Genomic DNA, 19360 nt, shown 5'->3' on the forward strand with positions numbered 1-19360 from the left:
TCGTGAAAGACATCCCGTGAACCTTCCCGATACCATCCATCCCGCACTCGCCGCCGCGCTCGCGGAGCGGGGCTACGACACGCTCACCCCGGTGCAACTGAGCGTGCTCGCGCCCGAGGCAGCGGAGCGTGACCTCCTGGTGTCGGCCCAGACCGGATCGGGCAAGACCGTCGCCTTCGGCATGGCCATCGCGCCGACGCTCCTCGGCGATGCGCCGGCCTTCGATGCGCCGACCACCCCGCTGGCGCTGCTGATCGCCCCGACGCGCGAACTCGCGCTCCAGGTGCAGCGCGAGCTGCAGTGGCTCTATGCAGGGACCGGCGCGCGGATCGCCGCGGGCGTCGGCGGCATGGATATCCGCACCGAGCGGCGGGCGCTCGAACGCGGCGCCCATATCGTCGTCGGCACACCCGGCCGCCTCCGCGATCACATCACCAAAGGTGCCCTCGATCTCGGCCAGGTCCGGGCCGTCGTCCTCGATGAGGCCGACGAGATGCTCGACCTCGGCTTCCGCGAGGACCTCGAGTTCATCCTCGAAGCCGCCCCCGAGGATCGCCGCACCCTGCTGTTCTCGGCCACCGTCCCGCGCGAGATCGCCGCGCTTGCCAAGACCTTCCAGCGCGATGCGCTCCGCCTCGTCGCCACCAGTGCCGGCGAGCAGCACGCCGATATCGAGTATGTCCAGATCGTCGTCCGCAACGACGAAAAGGAGCACGCCGTCATCAACACGCTGCTCCTCCACGACAGCTCGAACACCATCGTCTTCTGCCATACCCGCGAGTCCGTGAAGCACCTGACCGCGCGCCTCGCCAACCGCGGCTTCCCCGTCGTGGCGCTGTCGGGCGAGCTGACCCAGGCCGAGCGCTCCAACGCGCTCCAGTCCATGCGCGATGGCCGGGCCCGCGTCTGCGTCGCGACCGACGTCGCGGCCCGCGGCATCGACCTGCCCAACCTCGATCTCGTGGTCCACGCCGATATCCCGTCCAACCCCGAGACCCTGCTGCACCGCTCTGGTCGCACCGGCCGGGCAGGGCGCAAAGGCATCTGCGCGCTCATCGTCCCGCTGCACCGCCGCAATGCGGCCGCGCGCGTCCTGCGCGCCGCCAATCTGGAATCGACGATGCGCGGCGCCCCGACCATCGCCGAGATCGACGCCCGCAACCGCCAGCAGATCCTTGCCGTCGCCGGCGAGACCGTGGAGGCCGACGACATCGATGCCGGCTTCGTCGCCGAACTGCTCGAGCGCGTCACCCCCGAACAGCTCGCCGCCGCCTATATCCGCCGCGAGCTGGCAGCCCGGCCCGCGCCCGAGGAAGTCTCCGAGGCGCCCATTTCCGCCTTCCACGAGAAGGCGCCGCGCCGCGACAAGCGCTTCGACGACGAAGGCAAGCGCTTCGTCGATGAGGGGCCCAAGGGCCGGCCCGAGCCGATGACGAACGGGCGCTGGTTCACGCTCTCCATCGGCCGCAATCGCCGGGCAGACCCCAAGTGGCTCCTCCCGCTCATCTGCAAGGCCGGCGACGTCACCAAGCGCGACATCGGCTCGATCAAGATCTTCGATACCGAAACCCGCTTCGAGATCGCCGCCGACAAGGCCGACGCCTTCGCCGCGACGGTTGCGAGCAATGGCAGCAGCATCGAGAACGGCGCCGATATCCGCCCGTCTTCCGCCCCCGGCTTCCAGAAGCGCGGCAAGCCTGGCCGCTTCGACGATGGCCCGCGCCCGCAGTACAACAAGGGCCCGCGCTTCGACGCGCCGCGCCCGGCGCGTGACGATGGTCCGCACTACAAGGTGCGCTCCGACAAGGGCGCCAAGCTCGCGACGAAACCGGCACGCGACATCACCCCGCCCATCGCCGAGGAAGCCCCGCGCCCGCCGAAGAAGGCCGCCTTCAATCCCAAGGACAAGGGCAAGCCCAAGTACAAGAACCGGGTGAAGCACGACCCGCCCGCCGATGCCGGCACCGGGCCGCGCAAGAAGCCCAAGGGCGGCTACGACCCGATCAATTGACGCCCCCGCGGCGTTGCCGCATCCTCCGCCCGGCTCAGGGGGAGGGAAATCCATGCCTTACGTGAAGGTCGAGATCACCAAGGACGGCGTGAGCGCCGAGCAGAAGCGCGCCGTCATCAAGGGCATCACCGATGTGCTGGTGAATGTGCTCAACAAGGATCCGGCGACGACCTTCGTCGTCATCGACGAGATCGACACCGACAACTGGGGCCACATGGGCACCTCGGTAACCGAACTGCGCAAGGCGGCCGCGACCAAGCCGGCCAAGGCCGACAAGCCCGCCAAGGTCGACAAGGCAAAGGCCAGGAAAGTCAAAGCCTGATGCCCGAGGTTCTCGTTCACATCGTCGAAGGGCGCTCGACGGCCGCCAAGAAGGCACTGATGAAGGACATCACCGACGCGGTGGTGAAGAACTTCAACGTGCCTCCCGAGCGCGTCGTCGTGCAGATCGTCGAGAGCCCCCGGGACAGCAAGTCAAGGGGCGGAGTGCCCTTCGACGAGATGTGACCGCCGATCAAACGTCCTAATCATGGTGGCGACGATGACGATGATGGCCGTGGCCACCGCCGCTACACGTGTCGGGGTCTGGCTCAGAATCTGGCCCGGGATCGGGCTTGATCACCACGCTGCTCCCGTCCGACGTGCCTTCGGCAAGGCTCGCCATCGGCCCCGACCGCAGCCCGGGATTGAAGCAATGCAGGGCCTCTTCGAAGCGGAATTCGCGCAGCAGCGGCATCTGCGAGCGGGCGTACATGAATGCGGCCCTCAGCTCCTGGCGCTGCCTGCCTGAGATATGGTCCACATTGCCCACGATGGTCGATTCCGACGGATCGTAGACCCCGATCTCGCAACTGCCGGTGAGCGTCACGCACTTCCGGTCGGTGTTACAGAGCAGCACTTCGCCGTTGTAGAGCAGCACCTGCGTCTCGCCGCCGCCGACGGTGAAATCGAACTCTGTCCCGCGCACCCCGATCGTCCCGGTCGGCGTCTTGATCACATACTTGTCGTGATCCGACTCCCCGGTGGCGAAACGGAACGTCCCCGACAGCGCGTTGATCGCGAACCGTCCCACCGACTGGTCGCTGCGCAGCAGGTAATCCTCGATGAGCAGAGCCGAGTTCGGCCCCACCACCAGTTCCGTCTCGTCCGAGAACTTGATCTGCACCTGGCCCTTGGGCCCGGTCGTCACATTGTCGCCGATGAAGATATCGGCGCCCACGGTGAGCACCCTGATACTGCCGGCCGTATCGGCTTCAGCCTGTGGCTTCACACCAAGGGCGGTGCCACTGGCGGCCATGCTCGGCTCGGCAAATAGCGCGAGCGCAACCATGCTCGCGGCGAACGTTCTGAATACGCACATATTGGTACATCCCCAACAACCCAACGCGCCACTCCTCCGCCGCGCCGCACGGCATCAGAGGTCTACTTCCCATTTCGTAGTCGAGTGATCGTTGTGCCGCTGTCCCGGCACAGACATAAAGTCGATATTCGATCTGCGGAGCGTGCCCTGATGAATTGCCCGCGCTGAAATATCTACACTATCTGCATATCGCGGTGAGAGTAAATCGGCATGGCTATGCGTGTTGAAGCGACGAGAGGCGTAGACCAGTCGTTCGTGATCGATTGCCGTCGCCGTAGCCAGCGGCAACGCGCTTACCTTTGGCGAGACTGGGCAAGGCCCGCCGGTGCCGATCTATTCCTCGTCGTTCGGAATGTTGAGCACGTGCCCGCACGCCTTGCAGTGTACCGCATCGGTATCATGCCGCTGCAGCCCGCACTGCGGGCAGGGGAAGAACACCTTCTTGGGCCGGAAGATGGCCGTCGCCAGCCGCACGAACAGCGAGATGCCGATGATCATCACCGCGATCGAGGTGAGCTTGCCCGCCGTCCCCGGCAGCGTTACGTCGCCATAGCCGGTCGTCGTCACCGACGTGACGGTGAAGTACAGCGCATCGACATAGCCCTCGATCCCGCTGTCGGGACTGCCGAAGAAGGTCAGCACGAAGCCCGACACGACGAACAGGAAGGTGACCAGGTTGACGATCGCCTCGCCCTGTTCGCGATACCGCGTCAGGTGGAACTTCTTGAGCGGCCGCCACAGCACTCCGCTCTTGGACAGTGTCCAGAGCCGCAGGATCCGCAGGAAGCCGAAATTGGCGAGCCAGGCGGGCAGCAGCAGCGTAATCAGGATGAAGATGTCGACGAGGCTCGTCGGCTGCTTCAGCCAGCGCACCGGGTCGGTCGACGCGAGCGCCCGGGTGACCAGGTCCACGACGAGCAGCGCCGCGACGGCCATGTCGAGCCATATGAAGCTCGGCCGGTCGCGCAGCAGCGGCGTGAAGATGAAGAAGCCGATGATGGCGAGATCCACCAGCAGCACGGCGAACTGGAAGCGCACCGCCGTCGGCGAGCTGCCGTGGTAGAGCAGCCGCAGGGTCGACCTTAGATGCGCCAATCCTTGCGGGCGCGACGCCTCCTCGCTCACGATGCTCCTCCGTTTCGGCGAACCATGCCCGGCTTCCGGCTCAAGTCAACTGCGGTGCCTCCGGCCCGCAACTTCCGATGGGCCACGCGCGTTCCGTGGGCAGTCGGGAGCAGGGCAGCCCCCGCGCACCGGCTCCCGGCGCTCGAGACATAGATGGAGTTGGAAATGCGCCATAACAATCTGCCGGCCGAACGCCGCGAACCCCGCGGCATGACGGCTTTCGACATGCTGCAGGACCGTATCGACCACATGTTCGAGGACTTCGCCCAGGGCTTCTCGCTGCCGCGCGGCCTGGGGAGTGGCAACGGCGACATGCTGCCGTCGATCGACATGCACGAGAAGGACGGCAAGGTGATGATCTCGGCCGAACTGCCCGGCGTCGAGGAGAAGGACATCGAGATCTCCGTCGACGAAGGCATGCTCACCATCTCGGGCGAGAAGCGCTCCGAGGTAGAGGACAAGTCGGACGGCACCTACCGCACCGAGCGCAGCTTCGGGCGCTTTTCGCGCAGCATCCGCCTGCCGTTCGACGTCGATCCGCAGAAGGTCGATGCCCGCTTCGTCAATGGCGTGCTGAAACTGACGATCGAGCGCCCGGCCGAAGCCGAACCGCGCATCAAGAAGATCGCGATCCAGCATTGACGCAGTGCCACCTCGCCACCGGCCAGCGCCGCCGGCACCTTAGCCGGCGGCGGCAAGCCGCGGCTCGAAGACGCGATGGGCAAGCATCAGAACCAGCGCATAGTCGGCATTGCTGAAGCCCAGGCCCTCGATCGCGACGATGCCGGTATAGGGCAGGGTGGCGGCATAGCCGGTGCCGTTGAAGAACAGGCTCGCAGCGATTAGTGCCGTGATCGGCAGCCGCGGCTGGGGCGCATCGCTGGTCATCGGGTCCTCCCGCGACGATCCCTAGGGGAGAGTCGGGGAGGGCCGCCAATGAATTGCGCTGACACCCGTATCAGCCGGGCTGATGGCTCAGTTGCACATGTAGCCGTCGGGCGTGGAGTCGTCGGGCCAGCAGCCATCCGGAATTGGCTCCCCGCCGCTCTGTCCCTCGATCAGGCTCGCCGTGTTTGTCGGCCGCTCGAAGCCGCGCTGGAAACACTGCTTTGCGTCCTCGACCCGGAACTGCCCGAGCAGGGGCGCCTGCGACACGGCATAGATGAAGTCGGCCTTGATGTCCTCGCGGGCGCTGCCCTTGAACTGATCGGTATGGCCGAGGATCTGCGACTGCGTCATGTCGAACTGCCCGAGTTCGCACGTGTCGCTCAGCGTCACGCACTGCTTGTCCTTGTTACAGAGGATCGCCTCGCCGTGGTACAGCAGCACGCGCGTATCGGCGCTGTCGACGTTGAAGTCGAACGAGGTGCCGCGCACCCCGATCGTGCCGGTCGGCGTGGTGATGATGTAGCGGTCCTTCGGCGCCCGGCCGGTGGTGAAGCGGAACGTCCCGGACAGCGCGTTGATGGCGAACTTGCCCGCCGAATCGTCCTGGCGCAGCAGGTAGTCCTCGATCAGCAGCGCCGAGTTCGGGCCGACGACGAGTTCGGTCTGGTCGGTGAACTTGATCTGCACGAGGCCGGCCGAGCCGGTGATCACGCGGTCGCCGATGAACACGTCGGCGCCGACCGTCAGCACCTTGGTGTCCGTCTTGCTCTCGAGTTCGGCGGAGGGCTTCACGCCCAGTGCCGTGCCGCTGGCGGCGAAGGTAGGGGAAAGGGTAAGCGCAAAGAGCGCCAGGGCGAGGGGGGATCGCCAGATCAGGAAGTGCATATGCGTCCTCGGCTATGCGTACGAACTATGGATATCGCCCGGCCCCCCGGCGGGTGCGATTGATGGCCTCCTACACAAGGCGAAACGGGGGAGCCAGCCCCAAAAACCGGGCTCTCGCACGCTGGTACGCCCGCCTGTTCAGGAGCTGTTCAGTTTGGCGACCGTGCCCGCTGCCCGCCGCCGACGATCCGATATGCACGGGAGGTACTTCACTCCCGTCGGCGACCGCCCTATATCAGCCCGCGTCGGGGACGACCCCGGCACTTCCCACCCATTGCGGGACGGCCCGCGCTTGAAGGACTGTTCCCATGGCATGGGTCTATCTCGCCGCGGCCGGTATCCTCGAAATCGTCTGGGCCATCGGCCTCAAGTACACCGAGGGCTTCACCCGGCTGACGCCGTCGGTCATCACCATCGGTGCCATGATCGCCAGCGTGGCCCTGCTCGGCATCGCGCTGCGCGATCTGCCGGTCGGCACCGGCTACGCCGTCTGGACCGGTATCGGCACCGTGGGCACCGCGATCCTGGGGATGATCATCTTCAACGAGCCCGCCACTGCCTTCCGGCTGGCGAGCATCGGCCTCATCGTCGCCGGTATTGTCGGGTTGAAGCTGGTTTCGTAGCGGCTCGGTCTCCGCTACAGCGGGGACTGGTAGGGCCTGATGGCGCCAGGAGGCGACCTGTTGCAGCCGCGCCACCTATGGTTACCGAAAATTGAAGATAACACAAAAGTTGATGGAACCGTTTGTGCTTTCGCGTAACGTCCGGCGCTAGGGGGCTCCGTAACTCGGGGCTATTCCGCGCCGAGCGTCAGCGCACTCTGTTAGAAGGTCAAGTGGGAGCCATGCTGTTCCGCTCCGCTGAGGTCGTGTCTGTCCTCTCCGCTGTTGTTCTTTTGCTTTTTGCCAAGCACATCCCGGTCGTGAACGAGGTTCTGCCTCTCGCGCAGATGGCGGGCATCGTGTGCTTCTCGTTCGCCATTTTCCTGAGCCTCAGGATCTACAAGGCCGAACTCGCCCGCATCCGCGCCGAAGAATAGGCTTCCGCCTTTTCCGCATCACCGGCAGGCGACGCGCCGACTTCTAGACAATGAAGTCGGCGCTGCTCAGCGCTATATGGCCGCGCAGCTCGATCTGGAAATCGGCCACCCCATCGCCGTCGACGTCACCCTCGATCAGCGTGATGGCGCTCTGGTCGTTCGCCACGTCCTGCCGCGCGATCAACTCGCCAGCCACGCCGCTGAAGCTGTCGGTGAAGGCAAATGCCTGATTGCCGCTCCGGGTGCTGTCGGCGTCGATCCCGCCCAGATGGAGCAGGTCGGCGCCGCTGGCGAAGTCCCTGACCACATCACGTGACGCCCCGCTTCCCACCTCGCCGAGGTCCCGGAAGTCGAACCGGTCGCTGCCCTCGCCACCCTCGAGGATGTCGCGCCCGAGCCCGCCATCGAGCGTGTCGTTGCCGAACCCTCCCCGCAGCGTGTCGTCTCCCTCGAGCCCAAGCATCAGGTTGTCGGCAAAGCTCCCGGTCAGCACGTTGTCGAGCGCGTTGCCGGTGAGGCGCCAGTTCCCCTCGCCATGGAGCTGCAGGTTCTCGATCTCGGCGAACTGGCGCAGGTCCCAGTGCGTCTCCGCCCGGATGGTGTCGACGCCGCCGGTGTCGATGATCGTGTCGTCGCGGTCGTTGAGCACGTAATACGTGTCGTTCCCGTCGCCGCCCTCGAGGATGTCGCGACCCCTCAGGCTCTTGAGCTCGTCATTGCCCCCGTAGCCGATCAGGTGGTCGTTGCCCCGCCAGCTGATCAGGATGTCGTTGCCGCTGCCGCCATGCACCGTCTGGTCGGCGTTCCCGTCGATCCGCGTCACCCCCTCGGTCGGCTTCTGGCCATAGATGATGTAGGCCGCCCCCTTGCGCTCCACGCCTTCCTTCAGCGCCCCCGGCGCGCCGACGATCAGGTCGTCGAACCCGTCGCCGTTGAAGTCGCCGATGCCGTCGACCGCCTCCGCCATGTCCGCTGGTGCGCCATCGATGCGGAAGCCGTTGCTGCCGTCGAGCGCCGTGACGTCGATGCCCGGCGTGTACCAGGTCGATTTCCCGTAGACGACGTAACTGGTGCCCGGCTGGTCGACGTTCCAGGCCACGCTGACCACGAGGTCGTCGAAGCCGTCGCCGTTGAGATCGCCGGCCGACGAGACCGTCGAACCCGAATAGTCCGCGCTCGCATCGCCGCGGATGACGAAGCCATTGCGGCCGTTGAGCTGGTCCGCGTCGTAGCTCGGCCGGAAGTTGCCCGCCCGGCCGAAGACGACGTAGGATTCCCCGGCCTCGCGGTGGCCGTGCGGGTCGGCGCGCGTCGCGCTGACGATGAAGTCGGCGTAGCCGTCGCCATTGACGTCGCCGGCATCCGAGATCGCGGACCCTAGCCCGTCCTGGTAGTCTGCCCCGTCGACCCGGAAGCCGCTCTCGCCGTCGACGGTGCGCACGTCGAAAACCGAACCGAAGCCATCGGCCTTCCCCAGCACCACATAGGCCGAGCCCGCTTGGCTGGAGAAATCGGGTGAAAGCTGCGGGCTGGCCACAGCGAAGTCGTCGTAGCCGTCGCGGTTGATGTCGCCGATGCCGCTGAGGGCCCATCCGAGGTTTCCCTCGCCGGCGATGGCAAACCCGTTGCTGCCATCCAGCTGGTCGAGCGCGATGTCGGCATCAGCGCCTTCCGCACCCCCGAAGACGACGAAGGCGGGGTAGGGCGCCGCTGCATCCCAGGTACTCTGCACCCCGATCAGCAGGTCGTCGTAGCCGTCCCCATTGATGTCGCCAGCGCTGGAGACAGACCTGCCAGCACCGTTGAAGTCGCCGGTTCCCGTGATGCTGAAGCCGTTGCTGCCATCGAGATCGGCCGTACCGATGCTGGCCTCGAACCCATCGACCTGCCCGTAGATGACATAGGTGGCGCCCGGATAGCGCAGGATGCCGTCGCCACCGGTACCGCTCAGCATCAGGTCGTCGATGCCGTCCCCGTTGACGTCGCCCGCATCGGAGACGTCGAGCCCGAGGTTGCTGTAGGGGATATCGCCCTCGATGCGGAAGCCGTTGCTGCCATCGAGGCTGGCGAGGTCGAAGCTCGCCTCGAACCCGGAGGTACTGCCGAAGACGACATATGCGGTCCCACCACCCAATACGTCCCCGGAGCCGGCGTTGCGCGCCGAAACGATCACATCGGCGAGCCCGTCGCCGTTGACGTCGCCAACCCCGGCCACATCCACGCCGACCTGATCGCCGAACGCCACCCCGTCGAGTCGAAAGCCGTTGCGGCCGTCGAGATCCTCGACGCTGAACACTGCCGGAAACGTCGGCATCCCCACCTCCCAGATGACCACGTCCGCCCAGCGTCGGCCTATCCGTCAAACCTCGGAACGACGCCGAACGCATGGGCGGCCACCGCTCGGCGCATGGCGGAGCGGAAAAACCCTGATGCACGGGCGCGGAGCAGGGACGATCGTGCCTGAAAAAGCGGCACCGGCACGCGCCGCCACTCGCCATGCCCTTGCCCCAAGCAGCAGCCATGATGGCTCCCATCAAAGCAAATCATCGGGCATGCACCTGACAACCGACCCCGCCTTCCTCTAGATTGCGCGCGGAGAATATGCCCATGAACGCCGTCACCGCCCCCCGCATCGCCCGTTCGGTCTGCCCGCACGATTGCCCCTCGACCTGTGCTCTCGACGTCGAGGTCATCGACGCCCGCACCATCGGTCGCGTGCGCGGCGCCAAGGACGATCCGTACACGGCCGGCGTCATCTGCGAGAAAGTCGCGCGCTACGCCGAGCGCATCCATCACCCCGACCGCCTCCAGCATCCGCTCCGCCGCGTCGGCCCCAAGGGCAGCGGCGAGTGGAAGCGGATCACCTGGGACGAAGCCTTCGACGAGATCGTCGCGCGCTGGCAGGCGATCGAGGCCGAGGACGGGCCGGAGGCGATCTGGCCCTACTTCTACGCCGGCACCATGGGCCACGTGCATCGCGACGGCATCGAGCGCCTGCGCCACGCCCGCGGCTACTCCATGCAGTACGACACCATCTGCACCGGCACGGCCTGGCCCGGCTTCCTCGCCGGTGCCGGCAAGCTCACCGGCCCCAATCCCGAGGAGATGGCCGAGAGCGACTGCATCGTCATCTGGGGCACCAACGCCGTCGCCACCCAGGTCAACGTGATGACCCACGCCGTCCGCGCCCGCAAGGAGCGCGGGGCGAAGATCGTCGCCATCGACATCTATCGCAACGCCACCATGGAGCAGGCCGACCTGGCCCTCGTGGTCCGTCCCGGCACGGATGGCGCGCTCGCGGTGGCGGTGATGCACATCCTCCTCCGCGACAATCTCGCCGACCGCGCCTACATGGCGCGCTACACCGACTTCTCGCCCGACTTCGAGGCGCACCTCCAGCAGAAGACGCCGGAATGGGCCGCTGCCATCACCGGACTTTCGGTGGAGGAAATAGAGGAGTTCTCCCGCCTGGTCGGCACCACGCCGCGCACCTATTTCCGCCTCGGCTACGGCTTCACCCGCCAGCGCAACGGCGGCGTCTCCATGCACGCCGCCCTCTCCATCCCCGCCATGACCGGCGCCTGGCAGCACACCGGCGGCGGCGCCTTCCACTCCAACTCCGGCGCCGTAAAGCTCAACAAGACCATGATCGAGGCGAGCGATCTCGGCCCCGGCGGCCGCGAGCTCGACATGAGCGAAATCGGCAAGATCCTCACCGGCGACGCCGCCGCGCTGAAGGGCAAGGGCCCGGTCAAAGCCCTGTTCATCCAGAACACCAACCCCGTAAATGTCGCACCCGAACAAGGACTTACCCGCGCCGGCTTCGACCGCGAGGATCTGTTCACCGTCGTCCACGAGCAGTTCATGACCGACACGGCCAGGATGGCCGACATCGTTCTGCCCGCCACGATGTTCCTCGAGCACAACGACTATTACCGCCGCGGCGGCCACACCCGTTTCCTCTACGGCCCCAGGATCATCGAGGCCCCCGGCGAGTGCCGCTCGAACTTCGACGTCGTCAACGAACTGCTCCGCCGCCTCGGCGCCGACCATCCCTCTATGCACATGACCGATCGCGAGATGGTCGCCCACACCCTGCGCAAATCGCACCTGGGCGAGCTCGACGAGATCGAGAAAACCGGCTTCGTCGACATCCGTCAGCCCCCCGGCCAGTCGCATTTCGGCGACGGTTTCGGCTGGCCCGACGGCCGCTACCGCTTCGAGCCGAACTGGCAGGGCGTCGCGGCACGCGGCGGCTATGTCTGGGTCTGCGATCCCTCGGAAATGCCCCGCTTCGCCGACCACTGGGACGTCAACGAGCAGGTGAACGCGGAGACACCGTTCCGCCTCGCCACCAGCCCGGCGCGCGCCTTCCTCAATTCGAGCTTTTCCGAAACCGCCGGCAGCCGGAAGCGGCACCCGGAGCCGACCGTGTTCATCCATCCCGAAGACGCCGCCGAACTGGGGATCGAAGAGGGCGACCCGGTCACCCTCGGCAACCGCCGCGGCGAAGTTGCGCTGGTCGCGAGCTTCTTTTCGGGCATGCAGCGCGGTGTCCTCATCGCTGAGGGCATCCACCCCAACTCGGCCCACCGCAACGGCGTCGGCATCAATACCCTGATCGGCTCGGACCCCGTCCGCCCCTTCGGCGGCGCGGCGTTCCACGACACCGCAGTGTGGGTGCGGCGGGGATAGGCAGAAGCAGACGGCCCCCTCCCGGCCTCCCCCATAAAGGGGGAGGTGAAGAGTCGAGGTTCTCGCTTCGATCGTGCCCACAGAGCCGGCAGGGCACCTCCCCCTTTATGGGGGAGGATGGGAGGGGGCCGTCTCTCTCAGCCAGCCGCCTAACCGAAATACGCCGACCAGAAGAACCAGGCCGTCAGCCCCAGTCCGTAGACGATCACCAGCGCCCGGATCAGCCCGGTCGGGATCCGCTTGGCCAGCCGCGCCGCCACATAGCCCCCGATCGTTACCCCGACAAGCGCGATGGAGCCGTGGTACCAGTCGATGGCGCCCGATAGGGCGAAACGGATGACCCCGACCGCGGCCACGACCACCGAGATCCAGAGCTTCAGCCCGTTCATGGCGTGGATGTCGGTCATCCCCGCCAGTGCCAGGAAGGCGAGGAGCAGCACGCCGAGGCCGGCGTTGAAGAACCCGCCATAGAGCGAAATAGCCGCGAGCAGCGCCAACAGCAGGATCGCGCCAGCATGGCGGCCACGGCCCTCACCCGCGAGGCGCCGCACCGCGACATTGAGCCGGCCGCCGAAGGCGAACAGCACCACCGCGAACAGCATCAGCCAGGGCACGACGAGAACGAACGTCTCGTTCGAAACCCGGAGCAGCAGTTCAGCCCCCAGATACCCGAAGATCAGAGCGACGATCGAATAGGGGATCAGCTTGTCGCGATGGCGCGCGATCTCGCTGCGGAAGCCGAAGGCGCCGCTCGCGTAGCCGGGCAGGCTCGCATAGGTGTTCGACGCATTGGCGATCACCGGCGGCACGCCGACCAGCACGAGCGCCGGGAACAGCACGAAGGAGCCGCCACCGGCAAGCGTGTTGATGGCGCCGGCGACGAGCCCGGCGACGAGAAGCAATAGTTCGTTCAACGATAAGGGCCCGACAGAGTGAGCCCCCTAGCTACACGTCGCCCCGCTTCGCGGCCAGCGCAAAGGGGTGATTGCACGCATCACCTTTGGTGATGGCTCACGCCATCTCCACCCGCTTCTCGCCGGCCTCGATGCGGAACGGCAGCACGTTCTGCGGCGGCGGCAGCGGGCACACCGCATGCTCGGTGAAGGCGCAGGGCGGGTTGATGGCCTTGTTGAAGTCGAGGACGATCGTCTTGTCGGTCACGTCCTCGCCGTAGACGAACCTGCACGCCCCGTAGGTCGAGTCACGCGACGTGAGATCGCGGATGACGAACTGCGGCGCCTCGGGCGTCCCGTGCGTCGCGATCAGTTCGTACTGCGTCCCGTCATGGCTGAACACCGCCTTGTGGGTCGCCACCACGTCGGTCGGGATGTTGTGGGACGTGTTGACCGTCAGTTCCTGCTCGAACGGCACCCAGTCGGCGACGATGCGCCACTCCGGCTGAGCGGGGAAATACTCGATGCCGGGGAAGTTCGCCGGCGCGGTCGAAGCCTTGTCGCGTACGCGCAGCGCATTGTCGCCGTTCATGCTCGTCACCTCCAGCAGGAGGCTGTCGACGTCGAACTGCGGCGGCTTGTACTTGCTGAGTTGCAGGCGCACCGGCTCGCCACCGTCGGCCGGCGTGAAGGTCACGCCTTCGTCGTCCTCGGTGATCGTCCCCACATGGGCCGGCCCGGCGGTCAGCACGATATCGTTGTCTTCGGCGGACCCCACGGTCGCCGAACCCGGCTCCAGCCAGTACCGCCCGATGATGTTGAGCCAGCCATTCGGCGCCTTGAGATTGGTGAGGCGACGAACCTTCCAGGCTCCGAGCGCGGCGAGATAGTCAGTCGGGGCAGTCATGCGGGAGTCCTTGGTGAGGTCAGGCGGGCATGCGCGGCACGCTGCGGAGCAGGGCCTGCGTATAGGGATGTCGGGGGTCGTCGAGGATTTTGCGAGTAGGGCCAGCCTCGACGACGCGCCCTTTCTCGAGGATCACGATCTGGTCGCAGAGCGCTGCGACGACGCCGAGGTCGTGCGACACGAACACCAGCGTCATCTCGGCGGCAAGCCGCTTCAACAGCTCGACGATCCGGATGCGGGTCGAAAGGTCCAGCGCGCTCACCGCTTCGTCGGCAAGCAGCAGCCGCGGCCGCGCGACGATCGCCCGCGCGATGGCGATGCGCTGCCGCTGCCCACCGGAGAACTCGTGCGGATAGCGCCTGAGGATCGTGCCATCGAGCCCGACCGCCTCGAGCGACGCGGTGACCAGCGCGCGCCGGTCGCCTTCGATCCCGAGCGAGCGCAGCGGCTCCGAAACGATGGCAAGCACGTTCTGGCGCGGATCGAGCGAGGAGTAGGGGTCCTGGAACACCGCCTGCACCTGCCGGCGATAGTCGCGCATGAACCTGCCGCTGCGCGGATCGAGCACGGCGCCGTCGAAGTGGACCGTGCCACTGGTCGGGCGCTCGAGCCCCAGCAGCAGCCGCAGCAGCGTCGTCTTGCCCGAGCCGGACTCGCCAACGAGCCCCACGCTGGTCCCGGCCTTCACGCCAACCGAGACGCTGTCGAGCACCTGCCGACCGCGCGCATATCCAAAGCTGACGTTCTCGACGGAGATGAGGCTCATGCCGTCCCTCCCAGCGCCCGGTCGAGCGACCGCGCCGCGAACACCAGCGACCTAGTGTAGTCATGCCGCGGCGCCGAGAACACCGTCCCGACTGGGCCTTGTTCCACGGTCACGCCGCGGCGCAACACGATGACGCGGTCGACGATGCCCGCCACCACCGGAAGGTCGTGGCTGATGAACAGCAGCGCCATGTTCCGCTCGCGCACGAGCCCATCGAGCAGTTTCACGATCTCGGCCTGCGTGGTGACGTCGAGCGCAGTGGTCGGCTCGTCCGCGATCAGCAGCTGCGGCCGGCACGCCAGCGCCATGGCGATCGCGACGCGCTGCCGCTGCCCGCCGGAAATCTCGTGCGGATAGGAGCGTGCGATCCGCTCCGGCTGGGGCAGGGCGACCTGCTCCAGTAGTTCGGTCACGGCCCGGTCGAGCGCTGTGCCGCTGAGATCCTGCCCATCCCGCCGCGCCCTGCGCTTCAGCGGTTCGGCCACCTGCCGGCCCAGCCGCATCAGCGGATCGAGCGCGGTCAGCGGCTCCTGGAACACGAAGGCTGCCACCGTGCCGCGCAGTCGGTCCAGCACGCCGTCAGCGGCTCCGATCACCTGTGTCCCGCCCAACAACACCGACCCGCTCTTCTCTATCGACCTGGGCAGCAATCCGGTGGCCGCCATCGCCGTCAACGACTTGCCGGACCCGGACTCCCCGATCAGCCCCAGCCGCTCCCCGGGAGCAATGCTCAGCGACAGGTCCTTCACCAGCGGCGCCCCGAGCGTCGAGAGGTTCAGTCCGCGAATGTCGAGCAGGTCGGTCACCGCGACACCCTCCGCGTCGGATCGGCGATGTCGCGCAGCCCGTCTGCGAGAAGGTTGACGCCGATCACCAGCGACACCAGCGCGATGCCGGGCGCGATCGCCCCGATCGGCGCGGTGTAGACCGTCCCCTGCGCCTCCTGCAGCAACCGGCCCCATGAGGCATTCGGCGGCGGCGCGCCAAGGCCGAGATAGGAAAGCGATGCCTCCGCGATCACTGCCAGCCCGAACTGCAGTGCAAAGTTCACCGAAAGCGTCGGCCAGATGTTGGGCAAAACGTGCACAAACACGATCGCAAACCACGATGTTCCAGAGGTGCGCGCCGCCGTGATGTAGTCCATCAGCAGCACTCGCTTGGCGAGAATTCGGGTCAGCCGCGCGACGATCGCCGACAGCGCAATTCCAAGCGCCAGGATCGCCGTCCCGAGGCTCGCCGTATCGCTCGCCGCGACCACCAGCATGGCAAGCAGCAGGGTCGGGAAGGCAATGAGAATATCGAGCGTCGCTGCCAGCGCATCGTCAAGCAGCTTGGTCGCAAAGGCCGCCACGATCCCCAGCGTTACGCCGATCGCCGCCCCAATCGCCACGGCGCCCACGCCGACGATCAGCGCGATCCGCGAACCGATCATGATCTGCGTGAAGAAATCGCGTCCCAACCGGTCGGTCCCGGCCCAGTGTGCCAGCGATGGCGGCTCCAGCCGGCCGCCGGACATCGCCGTGGGGTCATAGGGCGTCCACACCAGCGTCAGCAGCGCGATGACGACGTGCAGCCCGACGAGGAAGGCGCCAACCCACAGGCTGAGCGAATGGTCGCGTCGGAGGGAGACGGTCTGGTCGAGGCTGGTCACGAGTGAATGCGCCCCCTCAGCCGCGGGTCGATCAGGCGCTGCAGCAGGTCGGCGGCAAAGCCGATCAGCAGCACCAGCAGGGTCGAGATGAACAGCACGCCCTGCACATTGGGATAGTCGCGCTGCTGGATGGCGAGCAGCAGCATCGAGCCGAGGCCGGGCAGGGCGAACACCTTCTCCACCACCACCGCGCCAAGGAAAGTCGTCGCCAGTTCGATGCCGAGGATCGAAATCACCGGCACGGCGCCGTTGCGGATCCCATGCCGCACCAGCGCCTCGGGAAAGCTTGAGCCGAGCGCCCGCGCCGTGCGGATGAAGTCGCTGCCGATCACGTCCTGCGTCGCCGAGCGCACGTAGCGCAGGAGGGACGCTGCGATCACCAGCGCGACGGTCAGCACCGGCAGCACCATTGCTGTCGCTGCCTCGCCGAAATTCGCCCACCCCTTCAGCGGGAAGCCGCCGGAGGGGAAAATCCTGAGGTTGATGGCGAAAACCGTGACGATCAGGATGCCCAGCCAGAATACCGGAATGGCGATACCGAGCTGGCTCACCACCGAGATCGCCGCGCCGTACCACTTGTCCGACTTCACCGCCGCCACGATCCCGAGCGGCACCGCGATGACGATTGCGACGAGAAAGCCGAGGATGGTCAGCGGCAGCGTCACGCTCATGCGGTTGCCGATCTCCTCGAGTACGCCCGCCTTGCTGACGAACGAGGCGCCGAGATCGAAACGTGCGAGGTTGCCGATGAAAGTCAGGAACTGCATCCAGATCGGCTGGTCGGACCCTACCTGCGCGCGCGCGGCCTCGATCTGCTGCGCCGTCGCGCCGACGCCCAGCAGAGCGTTCGCCGGATCACCGGGCAGCAGCCGCAACAGGATGAACAGCACCACCGCCGCGATCAGCAGCGACAGCAGCAGGATAACCAGGCGTCGGAGGAGGTAGGTGAGAATTGGAGCAGGCTTTCGAAATGCAAGGAGCGCCGCACTCTATCGCGCGGCGCCCGGATCGTCATGGTGCAGTGAGATCTGTGCGGCTTACTGCGCCTTCTTGATCCCGTAGGCGAAGAACTGCGAGTTCAGCCCGTTCACCGGATAGCCGGTAACGTTCGCGGCCGAAACCACGATCTGCGGGTAGAGGTAGAGCCAGTTGCTGGCGGCGTCCTCGGCGATGATCTTGTTCGCTTCCGTGAGCTTGGCGACCTGGTCCGCCTCGGTCGGCGCGGCCTCGGCGTCGGCGATCAGCTTCACCACTTCGGGGTTGTTGTAGCCCCAGTAGAAGTCCGGGTTGCCGTAGAACACGATATCGCGGTGGTTCACGTGTTCCTGCAGCGTCGCCTGGAAGTTCTTCTCCTGGTAGATCTTGGTGTACCACTCGTTGGCGGTGATGATGTTGATGTTCACCTTCACGCCGACCTTGGCGTACTCGGCCTGCAGGAACTGCGCGACGATCGGATGCGGATCGTAGTCCGGGGTGTCGAGCGTGAACTCGAAGCCATCCGCGTAGCCGGCCTCGGCCAGCAGCGCCTTGGCGCTCTCGACGTCATAGGGATCGACGCCGGTGAGGTCCACGTACCACGGGTCGGTCGGCGGCACGATCGAGCCGATCAGCGTGCCGTAATCGCCCCAGATCGAGTTCAGCAGCTTCGCCTTGTCGGTGGCGCGGGCCAGGGCCTTGCGCACCTTCACGTTGTCGAACGGCGCAACGCGGTCGTTGTAGGCGAGGATTTCCTTGGTCGTCGAAGCGCCCTCGGTCACCGTGTAGGCCGGGTTGCCGGTGAACTGCGCCAGCGAATCCGGGCTCTGCACCGAAGTGACGACGTCGACCGCATTGGTCAGCAGCGCGTTATTCAGCGCCGTCGCGTCGGTGAAGTAGGTGTAGATCACTTCGCCGTTGGTCGGCGCCGTGCCCCAGTATTTGTCGTTGCGTGCGAGGGCGAGGGCCGAGCCGCGGCGCCATTCGCTGAGCGTGTAGGGGCCGGTGCCGTCTTCCGTTGCCGTGATGTCGGTCGCCTTGTCGTTGACGATCCAGACGTAGCTGAGGTTGTACGGAAGCGAGATGGAGCGGGCCGAGAGCTTGATCACCACGGTCTGGTCATCGGGCGTCTCGATGCCGGTGATGGTCGAGAGGCTGCGCTTGCGCGAGCTCTTGGAGGCTTCGGCCGTGACGCGCTCGATCGAGTACTTCACGTCGGCGGCGGTCAGCGGATCGCCCGAGTGGAAGGTCACGCCCGGCTTCAGCTTGAAGGTGTAGGTGAGGCCATCTTCGCTCGCCTCGTAGCTCTCGACGAGCTTGGGCTCCACGGTGCCGGCATCGGTCAGTTGGAACAGCGCCTCGTAGACGTTGCCGTTGAAGGCCTCGTTGATGCCCTGGCCAGCGCCCGCGGTGTTGTCGAGGTTCTGCGGCTCGTACAGCGAGCCGATGCGGATCGTGGCGTTCGGGTCGAAATCCTGCGCGAGCGCTGCCGGGGCGATGGCTGCGCTACCCAAGAGCGCGGCGACCAGCAGGGCGCGGGAGTTGAAGAGTTGCATTATGGGCTCCATTCTCGTTGGGCTGGCACCGGATCCGGCTGCCGGCCAGGAGGTCTCTACCTCCATTGAGGCCCTTGATAGCGCCTCCCGGCCCGCCGCCCTATCCCTTTGCGGGACCATTCCTGCCAAGAGGTGAATGGGACGGAGGAATGGCTTTCTCTTCCAGCGGCGAAGTAAGCAAACCCGGCCACGGGGTCACAACCCGGCCGGTGCATGGCGGAATAACGCCCCCTTAACGCCGCTTGTTCGAATGTGCTTCCGGACGGAGATTCGGATGCCCGAGATTGCACTTAGCCTGGCGTACGCTGTGACCCTCGGGGTAGTTGCCGGTAGCAGCTTCCGCCTGGTCGGCTGGGCGCTGGTCGGCACCGCGTTGCTGTTCACGCTCGTTGTCGCCACGATCATCTCTTCTGCTCCGTTGCTTGTTGGGCTTGGGCTGATCGTCATGAACCTCACCGTGTTCAATATCGGGCTCGTTGCTGGCGCCACCGTCAGCTACGGCGTGGCCGCCCGCGCCTGAAGACTGCCCAACCAGCCGGCGTTCCAGAGTTGTTGACCAGGACAGTGGGCTGAACTAGCGTCCTCTTCGAGTATTGGGGGCTCGGTAGT

The 19360-nt window shown here is 66.3% G+C and carries 20 protein-coding genes; 8 read left to right on the top strand and 12 right to left on the bottom strand.

Annotated elements, in window-relative coordinates; all coding sequences use genetic code 11:
* Window positions 1–16: 16 nt before the first annotated feature.
* The 3 genes from PRN20_RS09955 to PRN20_RS09965 are packed head-to-tail and all read left to right on the top strand — an operon-like array spanning window position 17 to window position 2518.
* On the top strand, window positions 17–2011 hold the full coding sequence (locus tag PRN20_RS09955) for a DEAD/DEAH box helicase (protein WP_273957177.1): 1995 nt from the start codon (window positions 17–19) through the stop codon (window positions 2009–2011).
* A 52-nt stretch (window positions 2012–2063) separates the two neighbouring features.
* The gene (locus PRN20_RS09960) at window positions 2064–2333 is read left to right on the top strand and encodes a tautomerase family protein (RefSeq protein WP_273957178.1); all 270 of its coding nucleotides are present in this window, start codon (window positions 2064–2066) and stop codon (window positions 2331–2333) included.
* Window positions 2333–2518, top strand: coding sequence for a tautomerase family protein (locus PRN20_RS09965; protein WP_273957179.1), 186 nt, complete (start codon window positions 2333–2335; stop codon window positions 2516–2518). Before PRN20_RS09960 ends, PRN20_RS09965 begins: the two co-directional genes overlap by 1 nt.
* 16 nt (window positions 2519–2534) lie before the next feature.
* Here PRN20_RS09965 and PRN20_RS09970 read toward each other — a convergent pair whose 3' ends face one another.
* Both PRN20_RS09970 and PRN20_RS09975 read right to left on the bottom strand, forming a co-directional pair.
* Window positions 2535–3371 carry a FecR family protein gene (locus PRN20_RS09970; protein ID WP_273957180.1) on the bottom strand — a complete coding sequence of 279 codons (837 nt, stop codon included), beginning with the start codon at window positions 3369–3371 and terminating at the stop codon, window positions 2535–2537.
* Between the two features lie 333 nt (window positions 3372–3704).
* Window positions 3705–4496 carry an ion channel gene (locus tag PRN20_RS09975; protein WP_273957181.1) on the bottom strand — a complete coding sequence of 264 codons (792 nt, stop codon included), beginning with the start codon at window positions 4494–4496 and terminating at the stop codon, window positions 3705–3707.
* A 165-nt stretch (window positions 4497–4661) separates the two neighbouring features.
* Between PRN20_RS09975 and PRN20_RS09980 the strand changes: the two genes are divergently transcribed.
* On the top strand, window positions 4662–5138 hold the full coding sequence (locus tag PRN20_RS09980) for an Hsp20/alpha crystallin family protein (protein ID WP_273957182.1): 477 nt from the start codon (window positions 4662–4664) through the stop codon (window positions 5136–5138).
* A 39-nt stretch (window positions 5139–5177) separates the two neighbouring features.
* On the opposite strand, the gene PRN20_RS09985 is transcribed toward PRN20_RS09980, so the two are convergent.
* Together PRN20_RS09985 and PRN20_RS09990 are read right to left on the bottom strand one after the other, a co-directional pair.
* Complete coding sequence (locus tag PRN20_RS09985) at window positions 5178–5384, bottom strand: hypothetical protein (RefSeq protein WP_273957183.1); 207 nt, start codon at window positions 5382–5384, stop codon at window positions 5178–5180.
* Window positions 5385–5471: 87 nt separating this feature from the next.
* Window positions 5472–6269 carry a FecR family protein gene (locus tag PRN20_RS09990; RefSeq protein ID WP_273957184.1) on the bottom strand — a complete coding sequence of 266 codons (798 nt, stop codon included), beginning with the start codon at window positions 6267–6269 and terminating at the stop codon, window positions 5472–5474.
* Window positions 6270–6577: 308 nt separating this feature from the next.
* Between PRN20_RS09990 and sugE the strand changes: the two genes are divergently transcribed.
* Both sugE and PRN20_RS10000 read left to right on the top strand, forming a co-directional pair.
* A complete protein-coding gene (sugE, locus tag PRN20_RS09995) occupies window positions 6578–6892 on the top strand; it encodes a quaternary ammonium compound efflux SMR transporter SugE (RefSeq protein ID WP_273957185.1) in 315 nt (104 codons plus the stop codon).
* A 221-nt stretch (window positions 6893–7113) separates the two neighbouring features.
* Window positions 7114–7308 carry a hypothetical protein gene (locus PRN20_RS10000; RefSeq protein ID WP_273957186.1) on the top strand — a complete coding sequence of 65 codons (195 nt, stop codon included), beginning with the start codon at window positions 7114–7116 and terminating at the stop codon, window positions 7306–7308.
* A gap of 43 nt (window positions 7309–7351) precedes the next feature.
* On the opposite strand, the gene PRN20_RS10005 is transcribed toward PRN20_RS10000, so the two are convergent.
* Entirely contained in the window at window positions 7352–9622 is a 2271-nt protein-coding gene (locus PRN20_RS10005; RefSeq protein ID WP_273957187.1) for a hypothetical protein, read from the bottom strand.
* A 293-nt stretch (window positions 9623–9915) separates the two neighbouring features.
* On the opposite strand from PRN20_RS10005, the gene PRN20_RS10010 reads away from it, so the two are divergent.
* Window positions 9916–12003 (top strand): molybdopterin-containing oxidoreductase family protein, encoded by a 2088-nt coding sequence (locus tag PRN20_RS10010; protein WP_273957188.1) that lies wholly within the window; start codon window positions 9916–9918, stop codon window positions 12001–12003.
* Between the two features lie 149 nt (window positions 12004–12152).
* Here PRN20_RS10010 and PRN20_RS10015 read toward each other — a convergent pair whose 3' ends face one another.
* The 7 genes from PRN20_RS10015 to PRN20_RS10045 form a co-directional block, all read right to left on the bottom strand.
* A complete protein-coding gene (locus tag PRN20_RS10015; RefSeq protein WP_273957189.1) occupies window positions 12153–12917 on the bottom strand; it encodes a sulfite exporter TauE/SafE family protein in 765 nt (254 codons plus the stop codon).
* 97 nt (window positions 12918–13014) lie between these two features.
* On the bottom strand, window positions 13015–13803 hold the full coding sequence (locus PRN20_RS10020) for a DUF1684 domain-containing protein (RefSeq protein WP_273957190.1): 789 nt from the start codon (window positions 13801–13803) through the stop codon (window positions 13015–13017).
* Between the two features lie 19 nt (window positions 13804–13822).
* Window positions 13823–14569 carry an ABC transporter ATP-binding protein gene (locus tag PRN20_RS10025; RefSeq protein ID WP_273957191.1) on the bottom strand — a complete coding sequence of 249 codons (747 nt, stop codon included), beginning with the start codon at window positions 14567–14569 and terminating at the stop codon, window positions 13823–13825.
* Window positions 14566–15375 carry an ATP-binding cassette domain-containing protein gene (locus PRN20_RS10030; RefSeq protein ID WP_273957192.1) on the bottom strand — a complete coding sequence of 270 codons (810 nt, stop codon included), beginning with the start codon at window positions 15373–15375 and terminating at the stop codon, window positions 14566–14568. The genes PRN20_RS10025 and PRN20_RS10030 overlap by 4 nt, the downstream gene beginning before the upstream one ends.
* Entirely contained in the window at window positions 15372–16220 is an 849-nt protein-coding gene (locus tag PRN20_RS10035; protein WP_273957193.1) for an ABC transporter permease, read from the bottom strand. Before PRN20_RS10035 ends, PRN20_RS10030 begins: the two co-directional genes overlap by 4 nt.
* Entirely contained in the window at window positions 16217–17173 is a 957-nt protein-coding gene (locus tag PRN20_RS10040; protein WP_273958053.1) for an ABC transporter permease, read from the bottom strand. Before PRN20_RS10040 ends, PRN20_RS10035 begins: the two co-directional genes overlap by 4 nt.
* Window positions 17174–17257: 84 nt before the next feature.
* Window positions 17258–18751: an ABC transporter substrate-binding protein gene (locus PRN20_RS10045; RefSeq protein ID WP_273957194.1), complete on the bottom strand. Its 1494-nt coding sequence runs from the start codon at window positions 18749–18751 to the stop codon at window positions 17258–17260.
* 274 nt (window positions 18752–19025) lie between these two features.
* On the opposite strand from PRN20_RS10045, the gene PRN20_RS10050 reads away from it, so the two are divergent.
* Window positions 19026–19271, top strand: coding sequence for a hypothetical protein (locus PRN20_RS10050; RefSeq protein WP_273957195.1), 246 nt, complete (start codon window positions 19026–19028; stop codon window positions 19269–19271).
* Window positions 19272–19360: the final 89 nt, after the last annotated feature.

Source organism: Devosia sp. ZB163 (genome assembly GCF_028613635.1).
Lineage (GTDB): Bacteria > Pseudomonadota > Alphaproteobacteria > Rhizobiales > Devosiaceae > Devosia_A.